The organism is Lentzea terrae, assembly GCF_003265345.1.
GTDB classification, from domain to species: domain Bacteria; phylum Actinomycetota; class Actinomycetes; order Mycobacteriales; family Pseudonocardiaceae; genus Lentzea; species Lentzea terrae.
This window is the reverse complement of record NZ_QFWW01000022.1, coordinates 14,136-34,229: the sequence shown is the minus strand read 5'-3', so window position 1 is coordinate 34,229 and position 20,094 is coordinate 14,136. Positions and strand designations below refer to the sequence as shown.

Genomic DNA, 20,094 nt, shown 5'->3' with positions numbered 1-20,094 from the left:
AGTTCATGCCCTCACCACGCGTCGCACGGTCCAGCAGGAAGCGCTGCCTGCCGTCGGAACGCTCGCCGGTGCGTTCCCAGTCCGCCGCCAAGTAGCGCCACACCGCCGCCGTGTCCGTGCGGGAGGTCGAGGCCAGGATCCGGCACAGCGCCAGCACGTGCTCCGGCTCCGTCGCCTCGGCGAGCTCCCCCAGCACCCCCGGTGGGCGGCCCAGGTCGTTCCACGCCAGCCACGCCAGCGTCGGCACGTCGTGCACGTCGACCCAGCCGTCGGCCCCGCCGCGCCCGATCTCGGCAGGCGTCAGCGCGGCCCGATAGCGGGCGTGTTCGATCGGGATCACCTTCGGGATCACCTTCGGGATCACCTGGTCAGACCTGAGGTCCGAGATCGGGCCCGAGATTGGGCGCTGCGCGCAGGAGGGCGCGCGTGTAGTCGTGTGACGGGTTGAGCAGCACTTGTTCCACCGAGCCTTGTTCCACGATCTTCCCCTGATGCATCACCGCGACTCGATCGGCGATCTGCCACGCCAGCCCGAGGTCGTGCGTGATGATCAATGAAGCAAGGCCCAGCTCACGCCGCAACCGGAGCAGCAGCGCCACGATCTCCCCGCGCACCGACGCGTCCAGCGACGCGACCGGCTCGTCGGCCACCAGCAGACGGGGCTGCAGCACCAGCGCGCCGGCGATCACCACCCGCTGCTGCTGACCCCCCGACAGCTCGTGCGGAAGGGACTCCAAGTACAGGCTCGCGGGACGTAGCTCCGCGCGTTCGACAGCGGCCGTGACCAGCGATTCCTCCCCGTCGGGAATTCCGTCGGGAATGCCGTGGACGCGCAGCCCCTCGGCGACCGCGTCGAGCACCTTGTGGCGGGGGTTCAGCGCGCTCGCCGGGTCCTGCAACACCAGCTGCACCTGCCGCCGGAACGCCTTGAGCGCCTTGCCGTTGCGGGGCACCTCGGCACCGTCGAAGATCACCCGACCGGAGGACGGTTTCCGGAGCCCCATTATGGTACGTGCCAGTGTCGTTTTGCCGGAGCCGGACTGCCCGACCAACGCCACGATCTCGCCCCGCCCGACCGTCAGGTCCACCCCGTCGACCGCGCGCGTCCGACCGTAGTCCACGGTGAGTTCGTGCACCGCCAGGAGCGGTTCCTCGGTCGTCCTGGGCTCGGTTGTTTCAGGCTGGGCCCAGCGGTGCGCGGGGTCACCGATCACCGGGAACGCCGCCGTGAGCGCCGCCGTGTGCGGGTGCTGCGGATTCGCGATCACTTCTCTCGTGCGGCCACGCTCGACCAGTTCTCCGCGATGCATCACCGCCAGGTCGTCACACGTCTCCGCGAGCACCGACAGATCATGGCTGATCATGAGCAGGCCCAGGTCCTGCTCGGCCACGAGGCGCTTCAGCACCTTGAGCACCTGCGCCTGCACCACCACGTCCAGCGCCGTCGTCGGCTCGTCGGCGATCACCAGCCGCGGCCCGCACGCCAGCGCCATCGCGATCATGACCCGCTGCTGCTGCCCACCCGACAACTCGTGCGGATAAGACCGGGCTTTCTCTTGTGGGAGCTCTACTTGCTCCAGGAGATCGCGGACGTTCCCCTTGGTGCCGTGCAGGCGCATCGGCTCGGCGATCTGGTCACCGACGCGCTGCACGGGGTTGAGCGAGTGCATCGCTCCCTGGAACACGATCGACGCCGACGCCCACCGCACCGCCCGCAGCCGCCCCCACGACATCGTCCGCACGTCGTCGCCGTCCAGCAGGATCTCGCCGTCCACCCGCGCCGACCTGGGCAGCAACCGCAGCACCGACATCGCCACCGTCGACTTGCCCGACCCCGACTCACCCGCCAGCCCGAGCGTCTGGCCAGGTGCGAGACGCAGGTTCACGTCACTGACGACGCGCTTGTGTCCGTAATGGACGCTGAGGTCGCTGATCTCGAGCATCGTCACCTCTTCGGCGTCACAACAGCTTCAAGGGCGCGCCCGACGAGCGTGAACGCCAGCACCACGACCACGATCGCGACCCCCGGCGGCAGCAGGAACCACCACGCCCGCTGCGGCACCGCGCCGTGCAGCTGCGCCTGGTGCAACATCGCGCCCCACGAGATCCGCGTCGGATCCCCCAACCCGAGAAACGCCAGCGTCGACTCCGCCACGATCGCCGTGGCCACCGCCAACGTCGCGTTCACCAGCACCAACGGCACCACCGACGGCAACACGTGCCGCCCGATCACATGCCCGTGCCCACCACCCAGCGCCCGCGCCCGCTCCACGAACGGCCGCGCCTCGATCGTCAACGTCTGCGCCCGCACCATCCGCGCCGTGGACGGCCAACTCGTCAGCCCGATCGCCAGCACGATCGTCCCCAACCCACGCGGCAGCACGGTGGAGAGCGCAATCGCCAGCACCAACGCCGGCAACACCAGGAAGAAGTCCGTCACCCGCAACAACGCCCCCGCCACCAGCCCACCGAAATGACCGCTGACGATCCCGACCAACGTCCCAATGCCGACCGCGAGCAACGCCGCCGTAAGCCCCACGAACAACGACGTGCCCGCACCCTGCACCACCAGCAGCGCCACCGACCGCCCCGTGTGATCGGTGCCCAGCCAGTACTCCACGCCCGGCGCCTGCCACGGCGCGGCGGTCACGCGGGTGACGTCGAGGGCGTCGGCGGGAATGAGCAGCGGCGCGATCACCGCGACCAGCGCCGCGACCACGAGGATCGCGGCTCCGGCCACGCCCGCCCGGTGCGAGAGGAACGTGCTGATCCCGCCGCTCGCTCTGCTGAGACCCCTCGCTGCGTTGAACCTGCTCATACGACCTTCACCCGCGGATCCAGCACCCCGTACAGCAACTCGGCCAACAGGTTCATCACCACGACCGCGCCCGCCGTGCACACCAGCAACCCCTGCAACAGGAAGTAGTCCGGCCCGGTCAACGCGTCGTAGAACAACAACCCGAGCCCAGGCCACGAGAACACGGTCTCCGTCGTGATCGCCCCAGCCACCACCAGCCCGAACCGCAGGAACACCAACGTGATCGCCGGCAACACCGCGTTCGGCACGGCATGACGGCGCCGCACCAGGTCGTCGCGCAACCCCTTGGCGCGCGCGGTCGTCAGGTACGGTGCGTGCATCTCCTCCAGCAACGACGACCGCATCACGAGCATGTACTCCGCGCACACCACCGCGACCAGCGTGATCGACGGCAGCACCAGGTGATGTCCGACGTCGAGGGCCTGTGACACGAAGTCCGGCGCGGTGTCGGTGTCGCGCATGCCCCGCGACGGGAAGAGGTCTCCCGTCACCATCATCAGCAGCATGCCGAGCCAGAACGTCGGCACCGCCCACAACGTCAGCGCCACACCCGTCGTCGCCTTGTCGAACGCCGAGTCACGCCGCCACGCCGCTCGCACCCCGAGCCACAGCCCGAGGCCGACCGCGATCAACGTCGACGTGCCCACCAAAAGCAGCGTCGGTCCGAGGCGTTCCAGGATCACGTCGGCCACCGGGCGCCGGAACGTGAACGACGTGCCGAGGTCACCCTGCAGCAGGGACGTGAAGTAGCCCCAGAACTGCGAGAGCAGAGGACGATCCAGGCCGAACTGCGCCCGCAGTTCGGCCTGCATCGCCGCGGTCGTCGGCCGGCCGCGCGTCATGGAGACGACGGGGTCGCCGGGCACCACCCGGAACAGGAAGAAGCCCAGCACCGCCACCATCACCAGGCTCAGCGCGGCGCCACCGAGCCGTCCAGCCAGTCGCACCTACTCGCGCTCCCCGGCCGTCGCCTGACGCCGGCGCACCACGACCACACCGATCACGACCGCAGCCACCAGCACCATGCCGCCGATCGCGAGCCACGGCCCCTTGCTGGAGGCCTGCGCGACCCGTCCGGCGGGCTCGGCGCCGTAGTAACCCCACATGCCGTTCTGCGCCATGATCACGCCACCCTGCGCCGGCTGCGTCGTGAACCGCGCGAAGTGGTCGGACCGGTAGCCCTCCAGCGCGTTCTCGTACGCCAGCACCACCGCGGGCACCTGGTCGTAGAACCGCGCCTGCATCTGCTTCACGATCTCCACCCGCTTGCCCTCGTCGAACTCCGAGAGCTGCCGCGCGTAGAGCTGGTCGTAGGTCTCGTCGCAGAAGTACGAGTCGGTGGTGCCGCCCTTGCCGTCCGCGCCCGGCCGCTGCGCGCACGTGTGCAGGCCCAGGATGAAGTCCGGGTCCACGTTCGTCGCCCAGCCGGAGAACGCCAGGTCGTAGGTCGCCGCCGTGGTCACCTCGTTGAGCTGGTTGTCCGACACCAGCCGCACGTCCAGCCCGATGCCGACCTCGCTCATCGACCGCTTCAGGTACTCCGACGCCTGCTCGTCGTAGGCGCGCCCGGCCCGTCCGGTCAGCCGCAGCGTGAACCGCGTGCCGTCCTTGCGCGGGTACCCGGCGGCGTCGAGGGCGGCGTTCGCGGCCGCCGGGTCGAACTTGCGCAGCTCACCCGCGCCCGGCTGCCAGTGCCACTTGCCGAACACCGGCGGCACCAGCCCGGCGCCCTTCTCCGCGTAGCCGAGGTTCACCCGCTGGACCAGCGCGTCGAGGTCGACGGCCTGCGCGATCGCCCGCCGCACCCGCACGTCCTTCAAGGCGGGATTGCCGTCACCGATCGGCACCCCGGCCTTCGTCTGCGCGCCGGGGTTGATCAGCAGCTCGGTGAACCGGCGGCCCTGCGCCTTGTTGCGCGTGACGCCCGCCTTGCCGTCGAGCGAGTCGAACTGGGCGGGCGCCATCCGGTTGACCAGGTCGACCTCGCCCTTGCCCAGCGCCTGCACCGCGGCGTCGGAGTTCTGGAAGTACACGAAGTGCAGCTCGTCGTACTTCGCCGCGCCGCGCCAGTAGTTCTTGTTGGTCTTGAGCTTGATGAACTGCCCGGCCACGTGCTCGGTCAGCACGAACGGACCGGAGCCGACGACCGGCATCTGGTCGTTGGCGTAGTCCTTGATGTTGGTGACCTTCTCCCACACGTGCTTGGGCACGATCGGGATGTCCAGCGCGAGCATCGTCACCTGCGGCGCCTTGGTCTTGATCACCACGGTCTTGTCGTCGGTCGCGGCGACCGACTCGAAGTTGGTGACGAAGCTGCCGTTCGCGGTCCGCGCGACCTCGTCGGTCAGCATCAGGTTGTAGGTGAACGCGACGTCCTGCGCCGTGATCGGCTTGCCGTCGGACCACTTCTTGCCCTCCGGGACGGTGAACGTCCAGGTGAGCTTGTCCGCCGACGGCTCCCATCTGTTCGCGACGCCCTCGGTGACCCGCTGGTCGTCCGCGGCGTAGGCGGTCAGGTAGTCGTACATCAACCGGCCGACCTCGGTGCTCGACTGGAACACCGCGAGGAACGGGTTCATCGAGTCGATCTGCTGCACGATCGCGACCTTCAGGATCACCGGCCCCTGCGCCTGCACCTGTGGTGTCGCGACCCCCAGTGTCGTTGCAATTGCAAGCAACGCGCACGCTTTCACACGCACGAAATACCCCTCTTCCCCAGCAGCCCACCGCTACGTTACTCAGCTGTGCGGATCATGATCTCGGCGGACATGGAAGGCGCCACCGGAGTCACCTGGACCGGGGACGTCATCCCCGGTACCGAGCAGTGGCAACGGTTCCGGCGCCTGTTCACTGGTGACGTCGACGCGTGCGTGGCCGGTTTGGTTGCAGGCGGCGCGACCGAGGTGATCGTCAACGAGGCGCACTCCTCCCAGCGCAACCTGTTGCTCGAAGAGCTGCACACCGCGGCGCGCGTGCTCACCGGCCGGCACAAACCGCTGTCGATGATGCAGGGCATCGACGCAGGTGTGGACGGTGTCGTGTTCCTCGGCTACCACACCGGCGCCGGCGCACCCGGCGTGCTCGCCCACACCTACCTGGAGAACTCCATCACCGGCGTGTGGCTCGACGGCGTGCACGCCTCCGAGGGACGACTCAACGCCGCACTCGCCGCCGAGTACGGCGTGCCCGTGCTGCTGGTGACCGGCGACGACCTGACGTGCGAGGACGCCCGGTCGTACGCGCCAGAAGCCGCCGGGGTAGCCGTGAAGGAATGCGTGTCGCGCTACGCGGCCGTGTGCCTGCCACCCGCCGTGACTTCTTCACACATCACAGAAGCGGCCACCGCGGCGATGTCCCGCGCCGGACGTGCGGAGGGCGTGGTGTCGGCGCATCGCATCGAGGTCGAGTTCGACGCCACCCACCTCGCCGACGCCGCCGCGGTCGTGCCGACCGTCGAGCTGATCGGCACCCGCCGGGTCGGGTTCGACGCCGTGTCGATGACCGAGGCGATGAAGGCGTTCAAAGTCGTCACGCACGTCGCAGCGGGCGCGATCGAGGGCATCTACGGCTGACCGTAGGGTGGCTGCATGACGCTGGACGTGGCGCAGCTGTGCGCGCGGCTCATCCGCTTCGACACGACCAACCGCGGCGGCGGCGACTCCGCGGGCGAACGCGAGGCCGCCGAGCACGTCGCCGCGATCCTGCAGGACAACGGCGTGCCGCCTACGTTGCTGGAGCCCGCACCCCGCCGCACCAACGTCCTCGCGCGCATCCACGGCACCGACCCGTCGCTGCCCGCCGTCCTGGTCCAGTCGCACCTCGACGTCGTGCCCGCCGACCCGGCCGAGTGGAGCTTCGACCCGTTCGCCGGCGAGATCCGCGACGGGTTCGTGCACGGCCGCGGCGCGGTCGACATGAAGGACATGGCCGCGATGACGCTGGCCGTGATCAACCGCTGGCACGTCGAGGGCCGCCGGCCGCGGCGCGACGTCGTGCTGGCGTTCGTCGCCGACGAGGAGGACCAGGGCGTGTACGGCGCGCACTGGCTCGTCGACCACCACGCCGCCCACTTCGCCGGGGTCGAGGCCGCCATCAGCGAGTCCGGCGGCTTCTCCTACGACGTCGACGGCACGCGGCTCTACCCGATCGGCACCGCCGAGCGCGGCACGTCGCACATGAAGCTCACCGCCGTCGGCCGCGCGGGCCACGGCTCGCGCAAGAACTCGCAGAACGCGGTGACGGCGCTGGTCACCTCGCTCGCGCGGATCGCGGCCCACCAGCACCCGGTCCGGTTGACGCCCACGGTCGAGGCGTTCCTCGTCGGCGCGGGCAAAGCGCTGGGCGTCGAGGTCGACCTCGACGACGTCGACGGCACCATCGCCCGGCTCGGACCCGCCGCGAAACTCGTCGAGAACACCGTGCGGTGCTCCACCACGCCGACGATGTTGCAGGCGGGCTACAAGGTCAACGTCATCCCCGGCACCGCCACCGCCCAGCTCGACGTCCGCACGCTGCCCGGCACCGTCGACGAGCTCGAAGCGACCATCGACTCTCTGCTGTGCGAAGGTGTCACGCGCGAGTTCCTCGAGCACCAGCCGCCGGTCGAGGCACCCGTGGACACCACGTGGTTCGCGGCGATGGCCGAGGCGTTGCGCGACGAGGACCCCGCCGCCGTCGTCGTGCCGTACTGCCTCGGCGGCGGCACCGACGCCAAGGCGTTCAGCCAGCTCGGCATCCACTGCTACGGCTTCTCACCGCTGTCACTGCCCACCGGCTTCGACTACCGGGCGATGGCCCACGGCGTCGACGAACGCGTCCCCGTCGCCGGTCTCGAGTTCGGCGTTCGCGTGCTGGACCGGTTCCTGTCGAGCTGACCGCTGCTCGATCAGCTCCTGCACCGGGGTGGGCAGGGTGGTCTCGAAGTCGATCAGCTTCGCCCACGTCGGCGTGATGACGATCCGGACCATGCCGTCGGCGTAGAGCGAGCGGACCTCGCGCTCCCACTCCACCCGCTGCTCCGCCGACATCTCGTAGCTGCCGTTCATCCGCAGGTATTCGTCCGGGATGCCGTCGGTCGGGTCCAGCTCCGCCGTGCCGCGGATCAGCAGGATCTTCGGCGGGTGCACCTCGGTGTCGATCGTCAGCGCCACCGCCGGGTTCGCCCGCAGCGAGTGCAGCTTCGGAGCGTTCTTCGACGTGCACAGCACGATCTGCTCGCCGTTCCAGGTGAACGCGATCGGGATCGTGCGCGGCGTGCCGTCCTTGGCCACGTAGGCCAGCCGGGTCAGGTCGCGGGCCAGCAGCTCCCGGCTCAGCGGCCGGTTCAGCACCTCGTGTGTGTTCATGCCCCTGGGACGGAGCCGGACCCGCGTTCTCTACACGCGCGGCGGCAACGGTTGCGGAACCGCGGGCAGGCCGTCGATGCTCGCGTTGTTGTACGGCTTCTTGGCGACGTACTCGCGGAACTCCTCGTCGGACTTGCGACCCATGTAGTCGATGTGCAGTTCGCGCTCCGAGCGGTAGTCCATGAACGGCACCGCGAACCCGCACGTGTCGGAGACCAGCTCCGCCGTCACCACGATCACCGCCCGCAGCCCCGGCCCGTCCGCCTCGCCGAACCCCGCCGCCAGCTCCGCGAACCGCGGGTCGTCGCGGAACACCGGCTCACCACGGCCGTGCACGCGCACGATGTTCGGCGGCCCGTCGAACGCACACCACATCAACGTGATGCGGCCGTTCTCCCGCAGATGAGCGATCGTCTCGGCGTGACTGCCACCGAAGTCCAGGTAGGCCACCGTCTGGTCGTCCAGCACCCGCCACGTGCCCTGCCGGCCCTTGGGCGAGAGGTTGACGTGCCCGTCACCCGCCAGCGGCGCGGTGGCCACGAAGAACACCTTCTGCTGCTCGATGAACTCCCGCAGCTTCGGCACGATCCGCTCGTATTCCTTACCCATGATCAGCAGTATCGATCGCGCGGCGGAACCTGTCAGCCGTTAATCCCAGGTGGTGAACCAGCTCTCGTGGCCCGTCCACCTCGAACTCGCAGCCCAGCATCCCCAGGTACACCGCGAGCAGCTCCGGCGTGTCCGAGCCCGCCGTCATCCGGCACGTCGAGTCGTCGACCGCCTCCACGAGTGCTGCGGGGACCCTCTGCGCGATCTCGTGCGCCGGCGCGTGCACCGTGACAGTCGCGCGGAACCGCCACGCCGCCGTGGCCAGTCCCTTGGCCAGGTAGTCCTCCAAGTCCGGGAGCTCTCGTGCGGTGAACCTCGGGCCGGTCGGGATGCGCGGCCGGATCCGGTCCGCGCGGAACGTCCGCCAGTCCTGCCGGTTGACGTCCCACGCGACCAGGTACCAGCGGCCGCGCGTGTGCACCAGCCGATACGGCTCCACCTCGCGCCGGTCTTCCGCGCCGTCGAACTTCACGTAGTCGAACCGCAGCCGCTCCCGCGCCCGGCACGCCGTGACGATGCTCGTCGCCACCTCCGGATCCAGCTCCGCCGCCGTGCCGACGGTGTACTCCTGCACCGTCTGGAGCCGGTGCTTGAGCCGGCTCGGCAGCACCTGCTCCAGCTTCCGCAACGCCTGCGCCGCGGTGTCGGAGTCCTGCGTGCTCAGACTCAGCGCGATCGCCACCGCCTCGTCGTCATCGAGCAGCAACGGCGGCAGGCTCGCCCCGGCACCCAGCCTGTACCCGCCCGCCACCCCCGGCGTCGCGTGCACCGGATACCCCAGGTTCCGCAACCGGTCCACGTCGTTACGCACGGTCCTGGTCGTCACGCCGAGCCGTTCGGCCAGCTCAGGGCCCGTCCAGTCGCGCGGGGACTGCAGCAACGACAGCAGCTTCAACAACCTCGCCGACGTCTCCAACACGAGTTCCACCCTCCCCGCGAATGAGGAACGAACCTTTCCGCAATTGCTCATAGCGTTGCAGGCATGGACACATTTCGAGTGGAGATCCCCGAAACCGACCTCGCCGATCTGCGCCAGCGCCTGCTCGCCACCCGCTGGCCGGCCCAGGGCGCAGGCGAGGGCTGGCGGCGCGGCGTGCCCGTCGCAGAACTCCAATCGCTGGCGCGGTACTGGGCCGACGGCTTCGACTGGCGCGCGGTCGAGGCGCGGTTGAACGCCTTCCCGCAGTTCGTCACGGAGATCGACGGCCAGCGCATCCACTTCGTCCACGTCCGCAGCGAGCGCCCCGACGCCCTGCCGCTGCTGCTGATCCACGGCTGGCCCTCGACGTTCGCCGAGTACCTCGACGTCATCGCCGAGCTGTCCCGCGACCACCACGTCGTCGTGCCGTCCATCCCGGGCTTCGGCTTCTCCGTGCCCGTGGCCGGCGCCTGGGACGTCTCCCGCACCGCCTCCGCGTTCGTCACGTTGATGGACCAGCTGGGCTACGCCCGCTACGGCGTCCAGGCAGGCGACGTCGGCGCGGGCATCGCCGGCGCGATGAGCCGCCTCACCCCGGCCGTGGCCGCCCTGCACATCAACGGGCCGAGCTCCCACCCGTTCGGCGGCCCGCTGCCGCTGGACGGCCTGTCCGGCACCGAGCTGGCCCGTGCCGAGCGGTTCAACGACCTGGTCGCCACCGGCCTCGGCTACCTCCAGCTGATGTCGACCAAGCCCTGGACCATCGGCTTCTCCCTCGCCGACTCACCGGCAGGCCTGCTGGCGTGGATCTACGAGAAGTTCCAGGCCTGGTGCTCGACCGTCGACCGCGACGCCCTGCTCACCGCCGTGTCGATCTACTGGTTCACCGGCACCGGCGCCACCTCGGCGGAGTTCATCTACGAGTCCATGAACGCACCCGGCACCTGGGGAGCGGCCGCCGCCCCGACCGGCTTCGCGACCTTCGCCGCCGACACCGGCATCCGCACCCTGCTCGACCCGGCGCACGAGGTCGAGCACTGGACCGAGTACGACCGGGGCGGCCACTTCCCGGCCATCGAGGTGCCCGACCTGTACGTGGCCGACGTGCTCAAGTTCTTCTCCGCCCACAGCGGGTGAGGCTGCCGGGCCGGGCGTGGGAGCACGCCCGGCCCGGCAACCCGTTTCTCACGCCCGCTCCGCAGCGTCCCGAGCCGCCGTCTCCACCCGTTCCCGATACCCGGCCCAGTCCTGCTCCGGCAGGTTGGACCCGCCCTCCCGCAACCCGGCCATCCCGTCCAGCCCCTCCCGCAGGATGTCCGCGTGCCCGGCGTGCCGGTTCGTCTCCGCGATCATGTGCACCAGCAGCAGCTGCAACGTCACGTACTTGCGGTCCTCCGGCCACCACGGCACCACCCCCGGCGCGTCCAGCGGCAGCTCCGAGATCACCGAGTCCGCGAACTCCGTGGCACGCGCATACAGCGACACGATGTCCGAACGCGACTCGTCCGCCGTGGCGAACATGTCCGCGTTCAGATCGCTGCCGTCCTCGATCGCCGCCACCCACGGCAGGACCTCCGGGAACTTGCGGCCCATGCACGCGCCGAAGTACTCCTGCTCGACGGTCGCCAGGTGCTTCACCAAGCCCAGCAGGTTCGTGCCGGTCGGCGTCAACGGCCGGCGCGCGTCGTACTCGGACAAGCCGTCGAGCTTCCACAACACCGCCGACCGAGCCGTGCGGAGATAGCGGTGCAGGTCGGCTTTCGGATCTGAGGCCATGGCCGTCAGCTTTGCAGAGTCGTGAGCACCAGCAGATCCAGGTGGTCCACCACCGGCCCGGTCTCGACCAGAGCCGCCGCCTCCAGCCGTGCACGCCCCGCCTCGAACTCCTCAGCCGACAACGATCGCAGCAACGTGTCCGCCTCCCACCGGACCCGGGAAGCCTTGGCGGCCAACGACTCCGCGCTCACCTGCGGCACCGCCTCCAACCGCTCCACCGCGAACCCCATCCCGGCGGCCACCTCGGCGACCGTCGGGAACGAGGCCAGCGCCCGCGTCGCTTCCGGGAAGAACCGGAACAACCCGATGCCCGAATGTCGCTCCCGGAACAACGACCGCATCACCACCACCCCGCCCGGACGCAGCACCCGCCGCAACTCCGCCCCAGCGGCGGCCAGGTCCACGACGTGATGCACCACAGTGGACATCCACACCACGTCCACCGACGCGTCCGGCAGCGGAATCGACGACGCGTCCCCGGCGAGCATGTCCAGTCCCGACGCGGCACGCATGTCCGCCGACGGCTCCACCGCCACCACGGACACGTCCGGGAACCACTCGCCGAACGCCCGCACGAACAACCCTGTACCTGCCCCCAGGTCCAGCACCGAAGTTCCCGGCCGCAAGTACGGCCGCAGAACGGATCGCCACGACGACAACCCCGCCAACGAAATCTCACGGGCCACCCGGTACGAGGCGGCCTCCACAGCGTCGTAGCGCGTCATCTCACCAGCTAAGCCCATACGGATGGCGGGATGACAGTGAGCCTTCACACGGACTACACAGGGCACAGCCATGTCCCTGCCGTGGTTCGAAAGGGTTGCCCTGCATGCGAAAGAGCCATCTCAGACCCCTGATCGGGGTAACCGTCGCCGCGAGCGTCGTGTTCACCATGGGAGGCGTGCCCACCGGCGCGGCCCCGAGCGCTCAGGAAACGTCGACGAACTACCAGGTGAGCAACGTCCGCACCGTTGACCAGCGGACGAAGCTCGCCAAGTCCGGCGCCGCGATCGACTCGGTCGAGGAGCACGGCATCGTCGTGATCACCGCCACCGAGCGCGAGGTGCGCAACCTCAAGGCCCAGGGCTTCGAGGTCACCGAGCTGCCCAAGCGGATGGAGGCGAACGCCGAGATCGGCCCGTTCGACTTCCCCGCCGCGGACTCGAACTACCACAACTACGCCGAGATGACCGCCGAGATCAACAGTGCGGTCGCGGCCTACCCGAACATCCTCAGCAAGCAGGTCATCGGCAAGTCCTACGAGAACCGCGACATCATCGCGCTCAAGATCAGCGACAACGTCGGCGTCGACGAGAACGAGCCGGAGGTGCTGTTCACGCACCACCAGCACGCCCGTGAGCACCTCACCGTCGAAATGGCGTTGTACCTGATCAAAGAGTTCACCACGAAGTACGGCTCGGAAGCGCGGCTCACGGACCTCGTGAACACCCGCGAGATCTGGATCATCCCCGACGTCAACCCCGACGGCGGCGAGTACGACATCGCGACCGGCACCTACCGGTCGTGGCGCAAGAACCGGCAGCCCAACGCCGGCTCGAGCAACGTCGGCACCGACCTCAACCGCAACTGGAACTACAAGTGGGGCTGCTGCGGCGGTTCGTCCGGCAGCACCGGCAGTGACACCTACCGCGGGCCGAGCGCGGAGTCCGCGCCCGAGGTCAAGGTCGTGGCCGACTTCGTGCGCGGCCGCAACGTCGGTGGCAAGCAGCAGATCGGCGCCGCCATCGACTTCCACACCTACAGCGAGCTCATCCTGTGGCCGTGGGGCTGGACCTACGACGACGTCGCGCCGGGCCTGACCCAGGACCAGCACGACACGTTCCGCACCATCGGCCAGCAGATGGCGGCGACCAACAACTACACGCCCGAGCAGTCCAGCGACCTCTACATCACCGACGGGACCATCCCGGACTGGCTGTGGGGCACGCAGGGCATCTTCGCCTACACCTTCGAGATGTACCCCGGCAGCGCCGGCGGTGGCGGCTTCTACCCGCCCGACGAGGTGATCCCGGCGCAGACCTCCCGCAACAAGGAGGCCGTGCTGCAGCTGCTGGAACGCGCCGACTGCCCGTACGAGGCCATCGGCAAGGAAGGGCAGTACTGCGGTGTCACGCCGCCGCCCGGCAAGTACTTCGAGAACGCCACGGACTTCGCGATCGCCGACAACAGCACGATCAACTCGCCGATCGCGGTGTCCGAGGTGACCGGCAACGCCCCGTCGACCCTCAAGGTCGCCGTGGACATCAAGCACACCTACCAGGGCGACCTCAAGGTCGACCTGGTCGCCCCGGACGGCACCGTCTACACCCTGCACAACCGCGCCGGCGGCAGCACCGACAACATCAACAACACCTACACCGTCAACGCCTCCAGCGAGGTCGCCAACGGCAACTGGCAGCTGAGGGTCAACGACAATGCGGCCCAGGACACCGGGTTCCTCGACAAGTGGAGCCTGCAGTTCTGAGCTGACCCGCAGTTCTGAGCTGAACCGAGCCGTCAGGGCGCCGGTACGCCGGCGCCCTGACGCTCGTAGTCCTGCACGCGCATCGAGTCGTGCAGCCGGATGCCCTTCGAGTTGAGCTTGGCCACCGGCCGCACCAGCCACGACGGCAGCGACGTCACCAGCTGCATGCCGCGCGTCAACGCCGTCACGCCCAGGCGGGTCGTGGGGATCAGCGTCTTCGCCACGCCCAGCGCGAACTCCCTGCTGGCGTGCACCAGATCCCGCATCTCGTTCTCGTAGCGCGTGAACGCCACGTCGTAGCTGTGCCGCGACAGCTCACCGGCCAGCACGTACGCGCCCAGCACCGCCAGGCTCGTGCTGCCACCGATCGCCGGCCCCGGGCAGTAGGCCGCGTCGCCGACCAGCGCCACCCGCCCCCGCGACCAGGTGTCCTCCCGCAGCTGCGTGATCGAGTCGAAGTAGAACACCCGATCGCTGTCGAGGTAGGTCAGCCACTGGTCGACCTCGGGGTGCAGCCCGGCGAACGCCTCCCGCAGCAGCTGCTTCTGCCGTGCCACGTCCCGGTGGTGGTACTCCAGCTCGGGCGAGCGGAACAGGAACACGGCCCGCGCGTCGTCGATGTGCCGCGCCCCGTACACCTGCGCGCTGCGCCCAGGCCCGATGTGCCCGCTCATCGCACCCGGCTCACCCAGCTCCCGCGGCACCGACAACACCGCCAGATACGCGCCCGTGAACGTCTTCGCGACCTCCCCGAACACCAACTTGCGCACGTTCGAGTGCAGCCCGTCCGCCCCGACGACGAGGTCGAACCCCCGTGGCGAGCCCACCTCGAACGTCACGTCGCCGTCCTCGCCGATCGACGTGATCGAGTCGCCGAACAGGTACTCGACGTCCTCCCGCGCGGCGTCGTAGTAGATCTCGCTCAGGTCGTCGCGCATGACCTCGACGTGCCGGTCCGACGCGGCGGCGAAGATCTTCGTGACGTCCCCGCTGATCGGCTTGCGCGTCCCCTCGCGCAGGAACTTCAGCCGCTGCGTGCCCGTCGCCAGCGACTCGATGCGCGGCAGAACGCCCATCTTCTCCGAGATGTCCATCGCCGGCTTGAACAGGTCGACCGCGTGCCCACCCGTCTTGCGCAGCACCGGCGACCGCTCCACCACCGTCACCTCGTGCCCGTACCGGGTGAGCCAGTACGCCAGCACCGGACCCGCGATACTCGCCCCCGAAATGAGAATCCGCACGTCAACGCCCCTTACTTAACGGTCGGTAAGCCCCTGTTCGCGAGCCTACACCTGCTTTTACCGTCCGTTAAGTAAGATTCGGCGCGTGGCCAGACAGTCCGACACCAAACAGCGGATCCTGCAGACCGCGCGCGAGCTGTTCGCCACCAAGGGCGTGCAGCAGACGAGCCTGCAGGAGATAGCCGACCGCCTCGGCATCACCAAACCCGCGCTCTACTACCACTTCTCCTCACGCGAGGACCTGGTCCGCAGCATCGTCACGCCGCTGCTCGAAGACGGCGAGCAGTTCATCGCGCGCATGGAGCAGCGTGCCGACGTATCGGCCATCGAGCTCCTCGAAGGGTTCTTCGACTTCAACTACCGCCACCGCGCCGGCATCCTGCTGCTGCTCACGGAAATGACCACACTCGCGGAGCTGGGCCTGGTCGACATGGTGCTCTCGTGGCGCGCCCGCCTGACCCGGCTGGTTTTCGGGCCGGAGCCGACGCTGCAACAGGAAGCACGCGCGGTGCTGGCGTTCGGCGGCATGCAGGACTGCACCATGCAGTTCCCCGACGCGCCCCTCGACGAACTGAGGTCCGCCACCGTGACGGCCGCGCGCGCCGCACTCGGGATCGGCTGATCGGCGTCTGTCGATCAACGCACGCATCGACGACGATCACGCGGGTGCCCCTCCGCCACGCCTGGGTGCTACCGCTGACACCCACCGCCGTCGCCACCGCCGCCGGGCGCCTGTCCGGCGAACCCGCAGGCAAGCCGTGGATGATCGCCGCGGCAACCGGACTTCTCGTCGCCGCAACGCCGTTCGTGGTCAGCGGCCTGCTCGGCGGACCCACCGTCGCGCTGATCGTCGTGCCGTGGCTGATCTTCGGACTGGGCGCCGCCTGCTGGGAGCTCCACCTGTGCGAGGGAGCGCGGTCACGCCCGCCGCACGCCGCCATAGGATTCAGCTACACCTTCGTGTTCACCGCCGTCACGCTGCTCCTCGCAGTCGTCTCGGCGCGACTCGTCGACTAGTGAGAAACCGGTCTCGAAACGGGTCTCACTTCACGTGGACGCGGGGTAGGGTCCGGAAGCCGAAATCACGCGGGGAGAGAAATGCGCGCCGTCGAGATCAGACCTGGTGTCCGGATCCGCTGGGTCGAAGTACCGGGCGCCACGCCCGCTCGCGTCTACCTGCACGGCCTCGGCGCGTCCTCGGCGCCCTACTACGCCGAAGCCGTCGCACACCCGCTGCTCGCCGGCCGCCGCAGCCTGATGATGGACCTGCTCGGCTTCGGCATCAGCGACCGCCCCACCGGATTCGCCTACTCCCTCGAAGGCCACGCCGACGCCCTCGCCGTCGCGCTGGCCAAGATCGGGCTGCGGCGCAGCGAGATCATCGGCCACAGCATGGGCGGCGCCGTCGCCATCGTGCTGGCCGCGCGCCACCCCGAGATGGTGCGTTCACTCGTGCTCGTCGACCCGCACGTCGATCCGGCCACGCCCGCCCTGGGCGCACCCGGCAGCCGCGGTATCGCCGCCTACGGTGAGGCCGACTTCCTCTCCCACGGCTTCGACCGCGTGCTGCGCGACGTCGGCCCGCACTGGGCCGCCACCATGCGCATGGCCGGCCGCGAAGCCCTCTACCGCAGTGCGGTCGACCTCGTCCGCGGCACGTCGCCAACGATGCGGAAACTGTTGCTGGAACTGGAGATCCCGCGCGTCTTCCTGCACCCCGAGGACGCCCCGCCCTCCGGTGCCCGCGAACTCACCGCCGCCGGCGTCCAGATCGTCTCCGTGCCCAACACCGGCCACAACATCATGCTGGACAACGTCGAGGGCTTCGCCCGCGCGGTCGCCCAGCAGCGCCTGTCGGTCTAGAGCTCGCGGTCCAGAGCGCCGGTCAGCAGCTCACGTGCCCGTTGCAGGGACAAAGTGCGGATGCCGCGTCACGTATGCGCCCGGCGCGATTGTGGCTGCGGTAGCCCAGCCCAACCAAGGTGTCGTTGCCGACCGGAGCAATCAGCAGCGCCTGCTCGAGTAGGCGCCCCAGCCGTCCTCGCCGAGCGCGACCCGGCCCATCGCCCGCGTGCACCTGTTGACGGTGCCGGCGGCCTTGGACCACACCTCGCGTTGCTCCAGCCGACCGATCACCTTGCCGTGGTTGACGTTGTCGTCGGTCGCCACCGCGGCGGTGACGTGGAACAGGTCGTGCCGCGCCGCCCAGTCCGCCCACACGAAGACGTAGCCCCAGTTCTTGCCACAGCCCGCGAACTGCTTCACGCTCGCCGCCGTCTCGCTGCCGAACTTCACGTGCGCGGTCGCCCCGATCTGCTGGGCCGACGCGCAACCGGGCGGGGTCTCGGCGTGCGCGACGCCGGGCGCGAGCATGCCCGCCACCGCGGCGGCGATGATCAGTAGTGCCTTCTTCATGATCGGCACTCTCGCAGCGGCCGCTGACACCGCCCTGACAACCTCTAGCGGCGCTTGCCGGACCCCGCGGCCCAGTGCGACGGCCGGGTCAACGCCTCCGGCAGCTTCGTCCTCGCGTTCCCGCGCGCGGCGTTGACCTGCGGCTGCGTCAGGAACAGGCAGGTGCTCAGGTCCGCACCCGACAGCTCCGCGCCACGCAGGTCGGCCCCGATCATGTCCGCCCGCGACAGGTCGGCGTTCGTGAGGTCCGCGGCGATCAGGTAGGCACCGCGGAAGTCGGCGCTGCTCAGGTTCTTGTTCCGCATCCGCGCGCCGATCAGGTCCGCGCCCCGGTAGGACTTCGCGCTCGACCGCAGCCGTTCGCTGGTGCGCAGCAGCAGGACGTTGACCTTCGCCCGGACCTCCGCGACGTCGAGCCGCAGTATGTCGTCCGGCTCCGCGACCGTGTGCCGCTCTACCTCAGCGTAGGCGTCGTCGAGATCGTCGTGCGGGTCGAGCCGGCGGGCCTCGGCGAGGTACCAGAGCAGCTCGTGCAGCTGCCGCACCACGGGGAACACCGCGAACATCTTCTGCCGCTCACCGGTGCGCCAGTCGTTGCCCCGGAACACCGTCTGCGACACCCGCTGCCCCGCACCGAAGCAGTCGTACACCGTGCAGCCGGGATAACCCTTGGGCCGCAACTGGTCGTGGATGCCGCACCGGTGATCGGCCAGCAGGTTGCGGCACGGCGTACCGGCGTCCTTGGTGGCCGCGAAGTCCGCCGACTTCGCGAACGGCAGCGCGACGCAGCACAACCCGAAACAGTTGGCGCAGTCGCCTTTGAGCTCGTCCATCGTCGATCAGGATACTTCGGCGCAGGTAGGGGTTCGGGCGGCCCCGAACCCCTACCGTGATCATGCCGCGGTTCAGAACACCACGAGCGGTGCGTTGGGCCCGGGGTCCCGGTCGTACCGGATGTTGAACCGGGCCTCACCCTTGTTGCAGTTCACCGTGGTGAAGACCTCCGTGCCCCAACCCCACCGGTTGTCGTCTCCGACGCACTGGGTGCTCCGGTTCACCGGCCTGATCCGGATCTGATCGGGGACGTCCCACCAGTAGCTCACTTTGAAGAGCTGATCCGCAGCTCCGTTGCAGCCCCACTGGATGATCCTGCCGTTGTTGTCACTCCAGCACGTTCCTGTTGTGGCGTTGACGATGTTGTAGAGACCGGGTGCCGCAGCCTTGAACTTCCACAGGCCGGAGTTGGGGGTCCCACCGTTGACGACCGCAGTCCCCCACACCGAGTTCTGGACGCCGAGGTGTTTGCCGCCGTCGTGGGAGTTGAGCAACATGACGCCCGCGTTTGCCGCCAAGCGGCGGAACATGACGGCGTAATGATCGGATCCGTACGCACGGGGGACGCCCCCGTAGCCGGCCATCCGCTGGTTGGAAACCATGTAGTCCAGTTCCCTGCTGTTCTGGTGAGTGGCCCGGTTGGAGATGTACTTGTGCCAGCCCGGCTGGGTTTGCAGCGTGTTGGGCGGCCGGTTCCAGTCGCCCATCGCGGCCCAGATGCTGCCCTGCGATGTGTCGGCGATGTTCGACAGCAGCTGCGCGCCGTCACCGCCTCCTGACGCCGACGCGTGGACGCTGTAGAAGTCCGTACCGTTCACTGTGATGCCCAGGGCCGGCCGGGTGGTCGGGAGCCCGTTTCGCCAGCCGGCGGGCCGGATGACCATCACGTGGCTGGCCTGTTGCTGGGTCAGGATGGCGAGGTTCACCCGATTGGCACCGAAGTCGGTACGCAGGAAGTAGATGCTCCAGTCGGCGGCCTGACCGGGCGGTCGCCACCGGTAGTGCTGCACACGCCAACCTCTCCAGTTCTGGTCGGCCTCCAGGTACTGCGAGGTCCAGGCCAGCCATCCAGGTGGCTGAGGGCCGGCCTCCTGCAACGCGACCATGTTGTAGCCACCCCGGAGGATTTGCGGGATGTCGGTGGACCACTTGGTCGCGCTGCCGCCGCTGCTCCCCTGCATGTTGTACGTCGCCGGCCGGAAGTCGTCCACGGCCGCCGATGCGGTTTGCGGCGCCACGAGAGGTTGGAACACGCTCGCCAGCAGAGCCAGTGTGAACATCGGTACCAGGAACTTCTTCCGTGCCCGACCGCTGTCGCGGCGGTGCCGTCTGCTGTGGAACGCCCGGTGAAGGGGAATCCTCATCAACTTGTCCTTTCGGGTCCACGCCTGGCAACGGCGCGGATGGTGCCTGAAGCGGTCGGCTACGAGGTGGTGACCCTGGTGGAGCCGGCCGGTGCGAGCTGCGGGACCGGTTCGATCACGACCTGGTTCGGGTAGGCGGCGCGCAGTGGGTCGGTGACCCACGCCGGCACGTCGGTGGTCACCACCACGCGGTCACGGGCGGCGTCGAACCGCACGGTCAGGCTCGGGATCGGCGTACCGTCTTCCGGCAGGAGAATTCGCTTGGCCGCGTCCTGGATCTCGGTGACC

Annotated in this window: 20 protein-coding genes and 1 pseudogene; 7 read left to right on the top strand and 14 right to left on the bottom strand. The window is 69.1% G+C overall.

Annotation, left to right across the window (positions count from 1 at the left end):
• Positions 1-368 precede the first annotated feature (368 nt).
• Genes DI276_RS27065 through DI276_RS27050 form a run of 4 tightly spaced genes read right to left on the bottom strand, consistent with a single transcriptional unit; the run spans position 369 to position 5,517 of the window.
• Complete coding sequence (locus DI276_RS27065) at positions 369-1,943, bottom strand: ATP-binding cassette domain-containing protein (protein WP_112268560.1); 1,575 nt, start codon at positions 1,941-1,943, stop codon at positions 369-371.
• Between the two features lie 2 nt (positions 1,944-1,945).
• The gene (locus DI276_RS27060) at positions 1,946-2,818 is read right to left on the bottom strand and encodes an ABC transporter permease (protein ID WP_112268345.1); all 873 of its coding nucleotides are present in this window, start codon (positions 2,816-2,818) and stop codon (positions 1,946-1,948) included.
• The gene (locus tag DI276_RS27055) at positions 2,815-3,765 is read right to left on the bottom strand and encodes an ABC transporter permease (protein ID WP_269814308.1); all 951 of its coding nucleotides are present in this window, start codon (positions 3,763-3,765) and stop codon (positions 2,815-2,817) included. Before DI276_RS27055 ends, DI276_RS27060 begins: the two co-directional genes overlap by 4 nt.
• Positions 3,766-5,517 (bottom strand): ABC transporter substrate-binding protein, encoded by a 1,752-nt coding sequence (locus DI276_RS27050; protein ID WP_232836946.1) that lies wholly within the window; start codon positions 5,515-5,517, stop codon positions 3,766-3,768. It lies immediately after the preceding gene.
• 45 nt (positions 5,518-5,562) lie between these two features.
• Between DI276_RS27050 and DI276_RS27045 the strand changes: the two genes are divergently transcribed.
• Entirely contained in the window at positions 5,563-6,390 is an 828-nt protein-coding gene (locus DI276_RS27045; protein WP_198680934.1) for a M55 family metallopeptidase, read from the top strand.
• Between the two features lie 15 nt (positions 6,391-6,405).
• The gene (locus DI276_RS27040; RefSeq protein ID WP_112268343.1) at positions 6,406-7,692 is read left to right on the top strand and encodes a M20/M25/M40 family metallo-hydrolase; all 1,287 of its coding nucleotides are present in this window, start codon (positions 6,406-6,408) and stop codon (positions 7,690-7,692) included.
• Here the strand turns inward: DI276_RS27040 and DI276_RS27035 are convergent.
• The 3 genes and pseudogenes from DI276_RS27035 to DI276_RS27025 all read right to left on the bottom strand — a co-directional run.
• Positions 7,684-8,163 (bottom strand): annotated as a pseudogene (locus DI276_RS27035) (pyridoxamine 5'-phosphate oxidase family protein); the annotation flags it as partial. The gene DI276_RS27040 and the pseudogene DI276_RS27035 sit on opposite strands and share 9 nt — an antisense overlap.
• A gap of 30 nt (positions 8,164-8,193) precedes the next feature.
• Positions 8,194-8,772 carry a pyridoxamine 5'-phosphate oxidase family protein gene (locus tag DI276_RS27030; RefSeq protein WP_112268339.1) on the bottom strand — a complete coding sequence of 193 codons (579 nt, stop codon included), beginning with the start codon at positions 8,770-8,772 and terminating at the stop codon, positions 8,194-8,196.
• The gene (locus tag DI276_RS27025; protein ID WP_112268544.1) at positions 8,765-9,691 is read right to left on the bottom strand and encodes a helix-turn-helix transcriptional regulator; all 927 of its coding nucleotides are present in this window, start codon (positions 9,689-9,691) and stop codon (positions 8,765-8,767) included. The genes DI276_RS27030 and DI276_RS27025 overlap by 8 nt, the downstream gene beginning before the upstream one ends.
• Before the next feature lie 63 nt (positions 9,692-9,754).
• On the opposite strand from DI276_RS27025, the gene DI276_RS27020 reads away from it, so the two are divergent.
• Positions 9,755-10,828: an epoxide hydrolase family protein gene (locus DI276_RS27020; protein ID WP_112268337.1), complete on the top strand. Its 1,074-nt coding sequence runs from the start codon at positions 9,755-9,757 to the stop codon at positions 10,826-10,828.
• A gap of 48 nt (positions 10,829-10,876) precedes the next feature.
• Here DI276_RS27020 and DI276_RS27015 read toward each other — a convergent pair whose 3' ends face one another.
• Both DI276_RS27015 and DI276_RS27010 read right to left on the bottom strand, forming a co-directional pair.
• Complete coding sequence (locus DI276_RS27015; RefSeq protein ID WP_112268336.1) at positions 10,877-11,467, bottom strand: DinB family protein; 591 nt, start codon at positions 11,465-11,467, stop codon at positions 10,877-10,879.
• Between the two features lie 5 nt (positions 11,468-11,472).
• Positions 11,473-12,192, bottom strand: coding sequence for a class I SAM-dependent methyltransferase (locus DI276_RS27010; protein ID WP_112268335.1), 720 nt, complete (start codon positions 12,190-12,192; stop codon positions 11,473-11,475).
• A 104-nt stretch (positions 12,193-12,296) separates the two neighbouring features.
• On the opposite strand from DI276_RS27010, the gene DI276_RS27005 reads away from it, so the two are divergent.
• Positions 12,297-13,952: a M14 family metallopeptidase gene (locus DI276_RS27005; RefSeq protein WP_112268333.1), complete on the top strand. Its 1,656-nt coding sequence runs from the start codon at positions 12,297-12,299 to the stop codon at positions 13,950-13,952.
• Positions 13,953-13,984: 32 nt separating this feature from the next.
• Here the strand turns inward: DI276_RS27005 and DI276_RS27000 are convergent, their stop codons facing one another.
• Complete coding sequence (locus DI276_RS27000; protein WP_112268331.1) at positions 13,985-15,193, bottom strand: FAD-dependent monooxygenase; 1,209 nt, start codon at positions 15,191-15,193, stop codon at positions 13,985-13,987.
• Positions 15,194-15,278: 85 nt separating this feature from the next.
• Here DI276_RS27000 and DI276_RS26995 point away from each other — a divergent pair, with 85 nt between their 5' ends.
• The 3 genes from DI276_RS26995 to DI276_RS26985 all read left to right on the top strand — a co-directional run bounded on the left by DI276_RS26995 (position 15,279) and on the right by DI276_RS26985 (position 17,056).
• The gene (locus tag DI276_RS26995; RefSeq protein WP_112268329.1) at positions 15,279-15,815 is read left to right on the top strand and encodes a TetR/AcrR family transcriptional regulator; all 537 of its coding nucleotides are present in this window, start codon (positions 15,279-15,281) and stop codon (positions 15,813-15,815) included.
• 44 nt (positions 15,816-15,859) lie between these two features.
• Positions 15,860-16,210, top strand: coding sequence for a hypothetical protein (locus DI276_RS26990; protein WP_157984970.1), 351 nt, complete (start codon positions 15,860-15,862; stop codon positions 16,208-16,210).
• An 81-nt stretch (positions 16,211-16,291) separates the two neighbouring features.
• On the top strand, positions 16,292-17,056 hold the full coding sequence (locus tag DI276_RS26985; RefSeq protein ID WP_112268325.1) for an alpha/beta fold hydrolase: 765 nt from the start codon (positions 16,292-16,294) through the stop codon (positions 17,054-17,056).
• Between the two features lie 141 nt (positions 17,057-17,197).
• On the opposite strand, the gene DI276_RS26980 is transcribed toward DI276_RS26985, so the two are convergent.
• The 4 genes from DI276_RS26980 to DI276_RS50245 all read right to left on the bottom strand — a co-directional run.
• Positions 17,198-17,608 carry a hypothetical protein gene (locus tag DI276_RS26980; RefSeq protein ID WP_157984969.1) on the bottom strand — a complete coding sequence of 137 codons (411 nt, stop codon included), beginning with the start codon at positions 17,606-17,608 and terminating at the stop codon, positions 17,198-17,200.
• A 44-nt stretch (positions 17,609-17,652) separates the two neighbouring features.
• Positions 17,653-18,441, bottom strand: a complete 789-nt coding sequence (locus tag DI276_RS26975; RefSeq protein WP_112268321.1) for a pentapeptide repeat-containing protein — start codon at positions 18,439-18,441, stop codon at positions 17,653-17,655.
• Between the two features lie 72 nt (positions 18,442-18,513).
• Positions 18,514-19,806 (bottom strand): hypothetical protein, encoded by a 1,293-nt coding sequence (locus tag DI276_RS26970; protein WP_157984968.1) that lies wholly within the window; start codon positions 19,804-19,806, stop codon positions 18,514-18,516.
• A gap of 59 nt (positions 19,807-19,865) precedes the next feature.
• On the bottom strand, positions 19,866-20,094 hold a 229-nt coding region (locus DI276_RS50245; protein ID WP_198680933.1), incomplete at its 5' end, for a hypothetical protein.

Bases quoted from the DNA above. Each gene is read 5' to 3' on its own strand.
- DI276_RS27065 (WP_112268560.1), bottom strand. From the start codon at position 1,943: ATGCTCGAGATCAGCGACCTCAGCGTCCATTACGGACACAAGCGCGTC.
- DI276_RS27060 (WP_112268345.1), bottom strand. From the start codon at position 2,818: ATGAGCAGGTTCAACGCAGCGAGGGGTCTCAGCAGAGCGAGCGGCGGG.
- DI276_RS27040 (WP_112268343.1), top strand. From the start codon at position 6,406: ATGACGCTGGACGTGGCGCAGCTGTGCGCGCGGCTCATCCGCTTCGAC.
- DI276_RS27030 (WP_112268339.1), bottom strand. From the start codon at position 8,772: ATGGGTAAGGAATACGAGCGGATCGTGCCGAAGCTGCGGGAGTTCATC.
- DI276_RS27020 (WP_112268337.1), top strand. From the start codon at position 9,755: ATGGACACATTTCGAGTGGAGATCCCCGAAACCGACCTCGCCGATCTG.
- DI276_RS27015 (WP_112268336.1), bottom strand. From the start codon at position 11,467: ATGGCCTCAGATCCGAAAGCCGACCTGCACCGCTATCTCCGCACGGCT.
- DI276_RS27010 (WP_112268335.1), bottom strand. From the start codon at position 12,192: ATGACGCGCTACGACGCTGTGGAGGCCGCCTCGTACCGGGTGGCCCGT.
- DI276_RS27005 (WP_112268333.1), top strand. From the start codon at position 12,297: ATGCGAAAGAGCCATCTCAGACCCCTGATCGGGGTAACCGTCGCCGCG.
- DI276_RS26985 (WP_112268325.1), top strand. From the start codon at position 16,292: ATGCGCGCCGTCGAGATCAGACCTGGTGTCCGGATCCGCTGGGTCGAA.
- DI276_RS26980 (WP_157984969.1), bottom strand. From the start codon at position 17,608: ATGAAGAAGGCACTACTGATCATCGCCGCCGCGGTGGCGGGCATGCTC.
- DI276_RS26975 (WP_112268321.1), bottom strand. From the start codon at position 18,441: ATGGACGAGCTCAAAGGCGACTGCGCCAACTGTTTCGGGTTGTGCTGC.
- DI276_RS26970 (WP_157984968.1), bottom strand. From the start codon at position 19,806: ATGAGGATTCCCCTTCACCGGGCGTTCCACAGCAGACGGCACCGCCGC.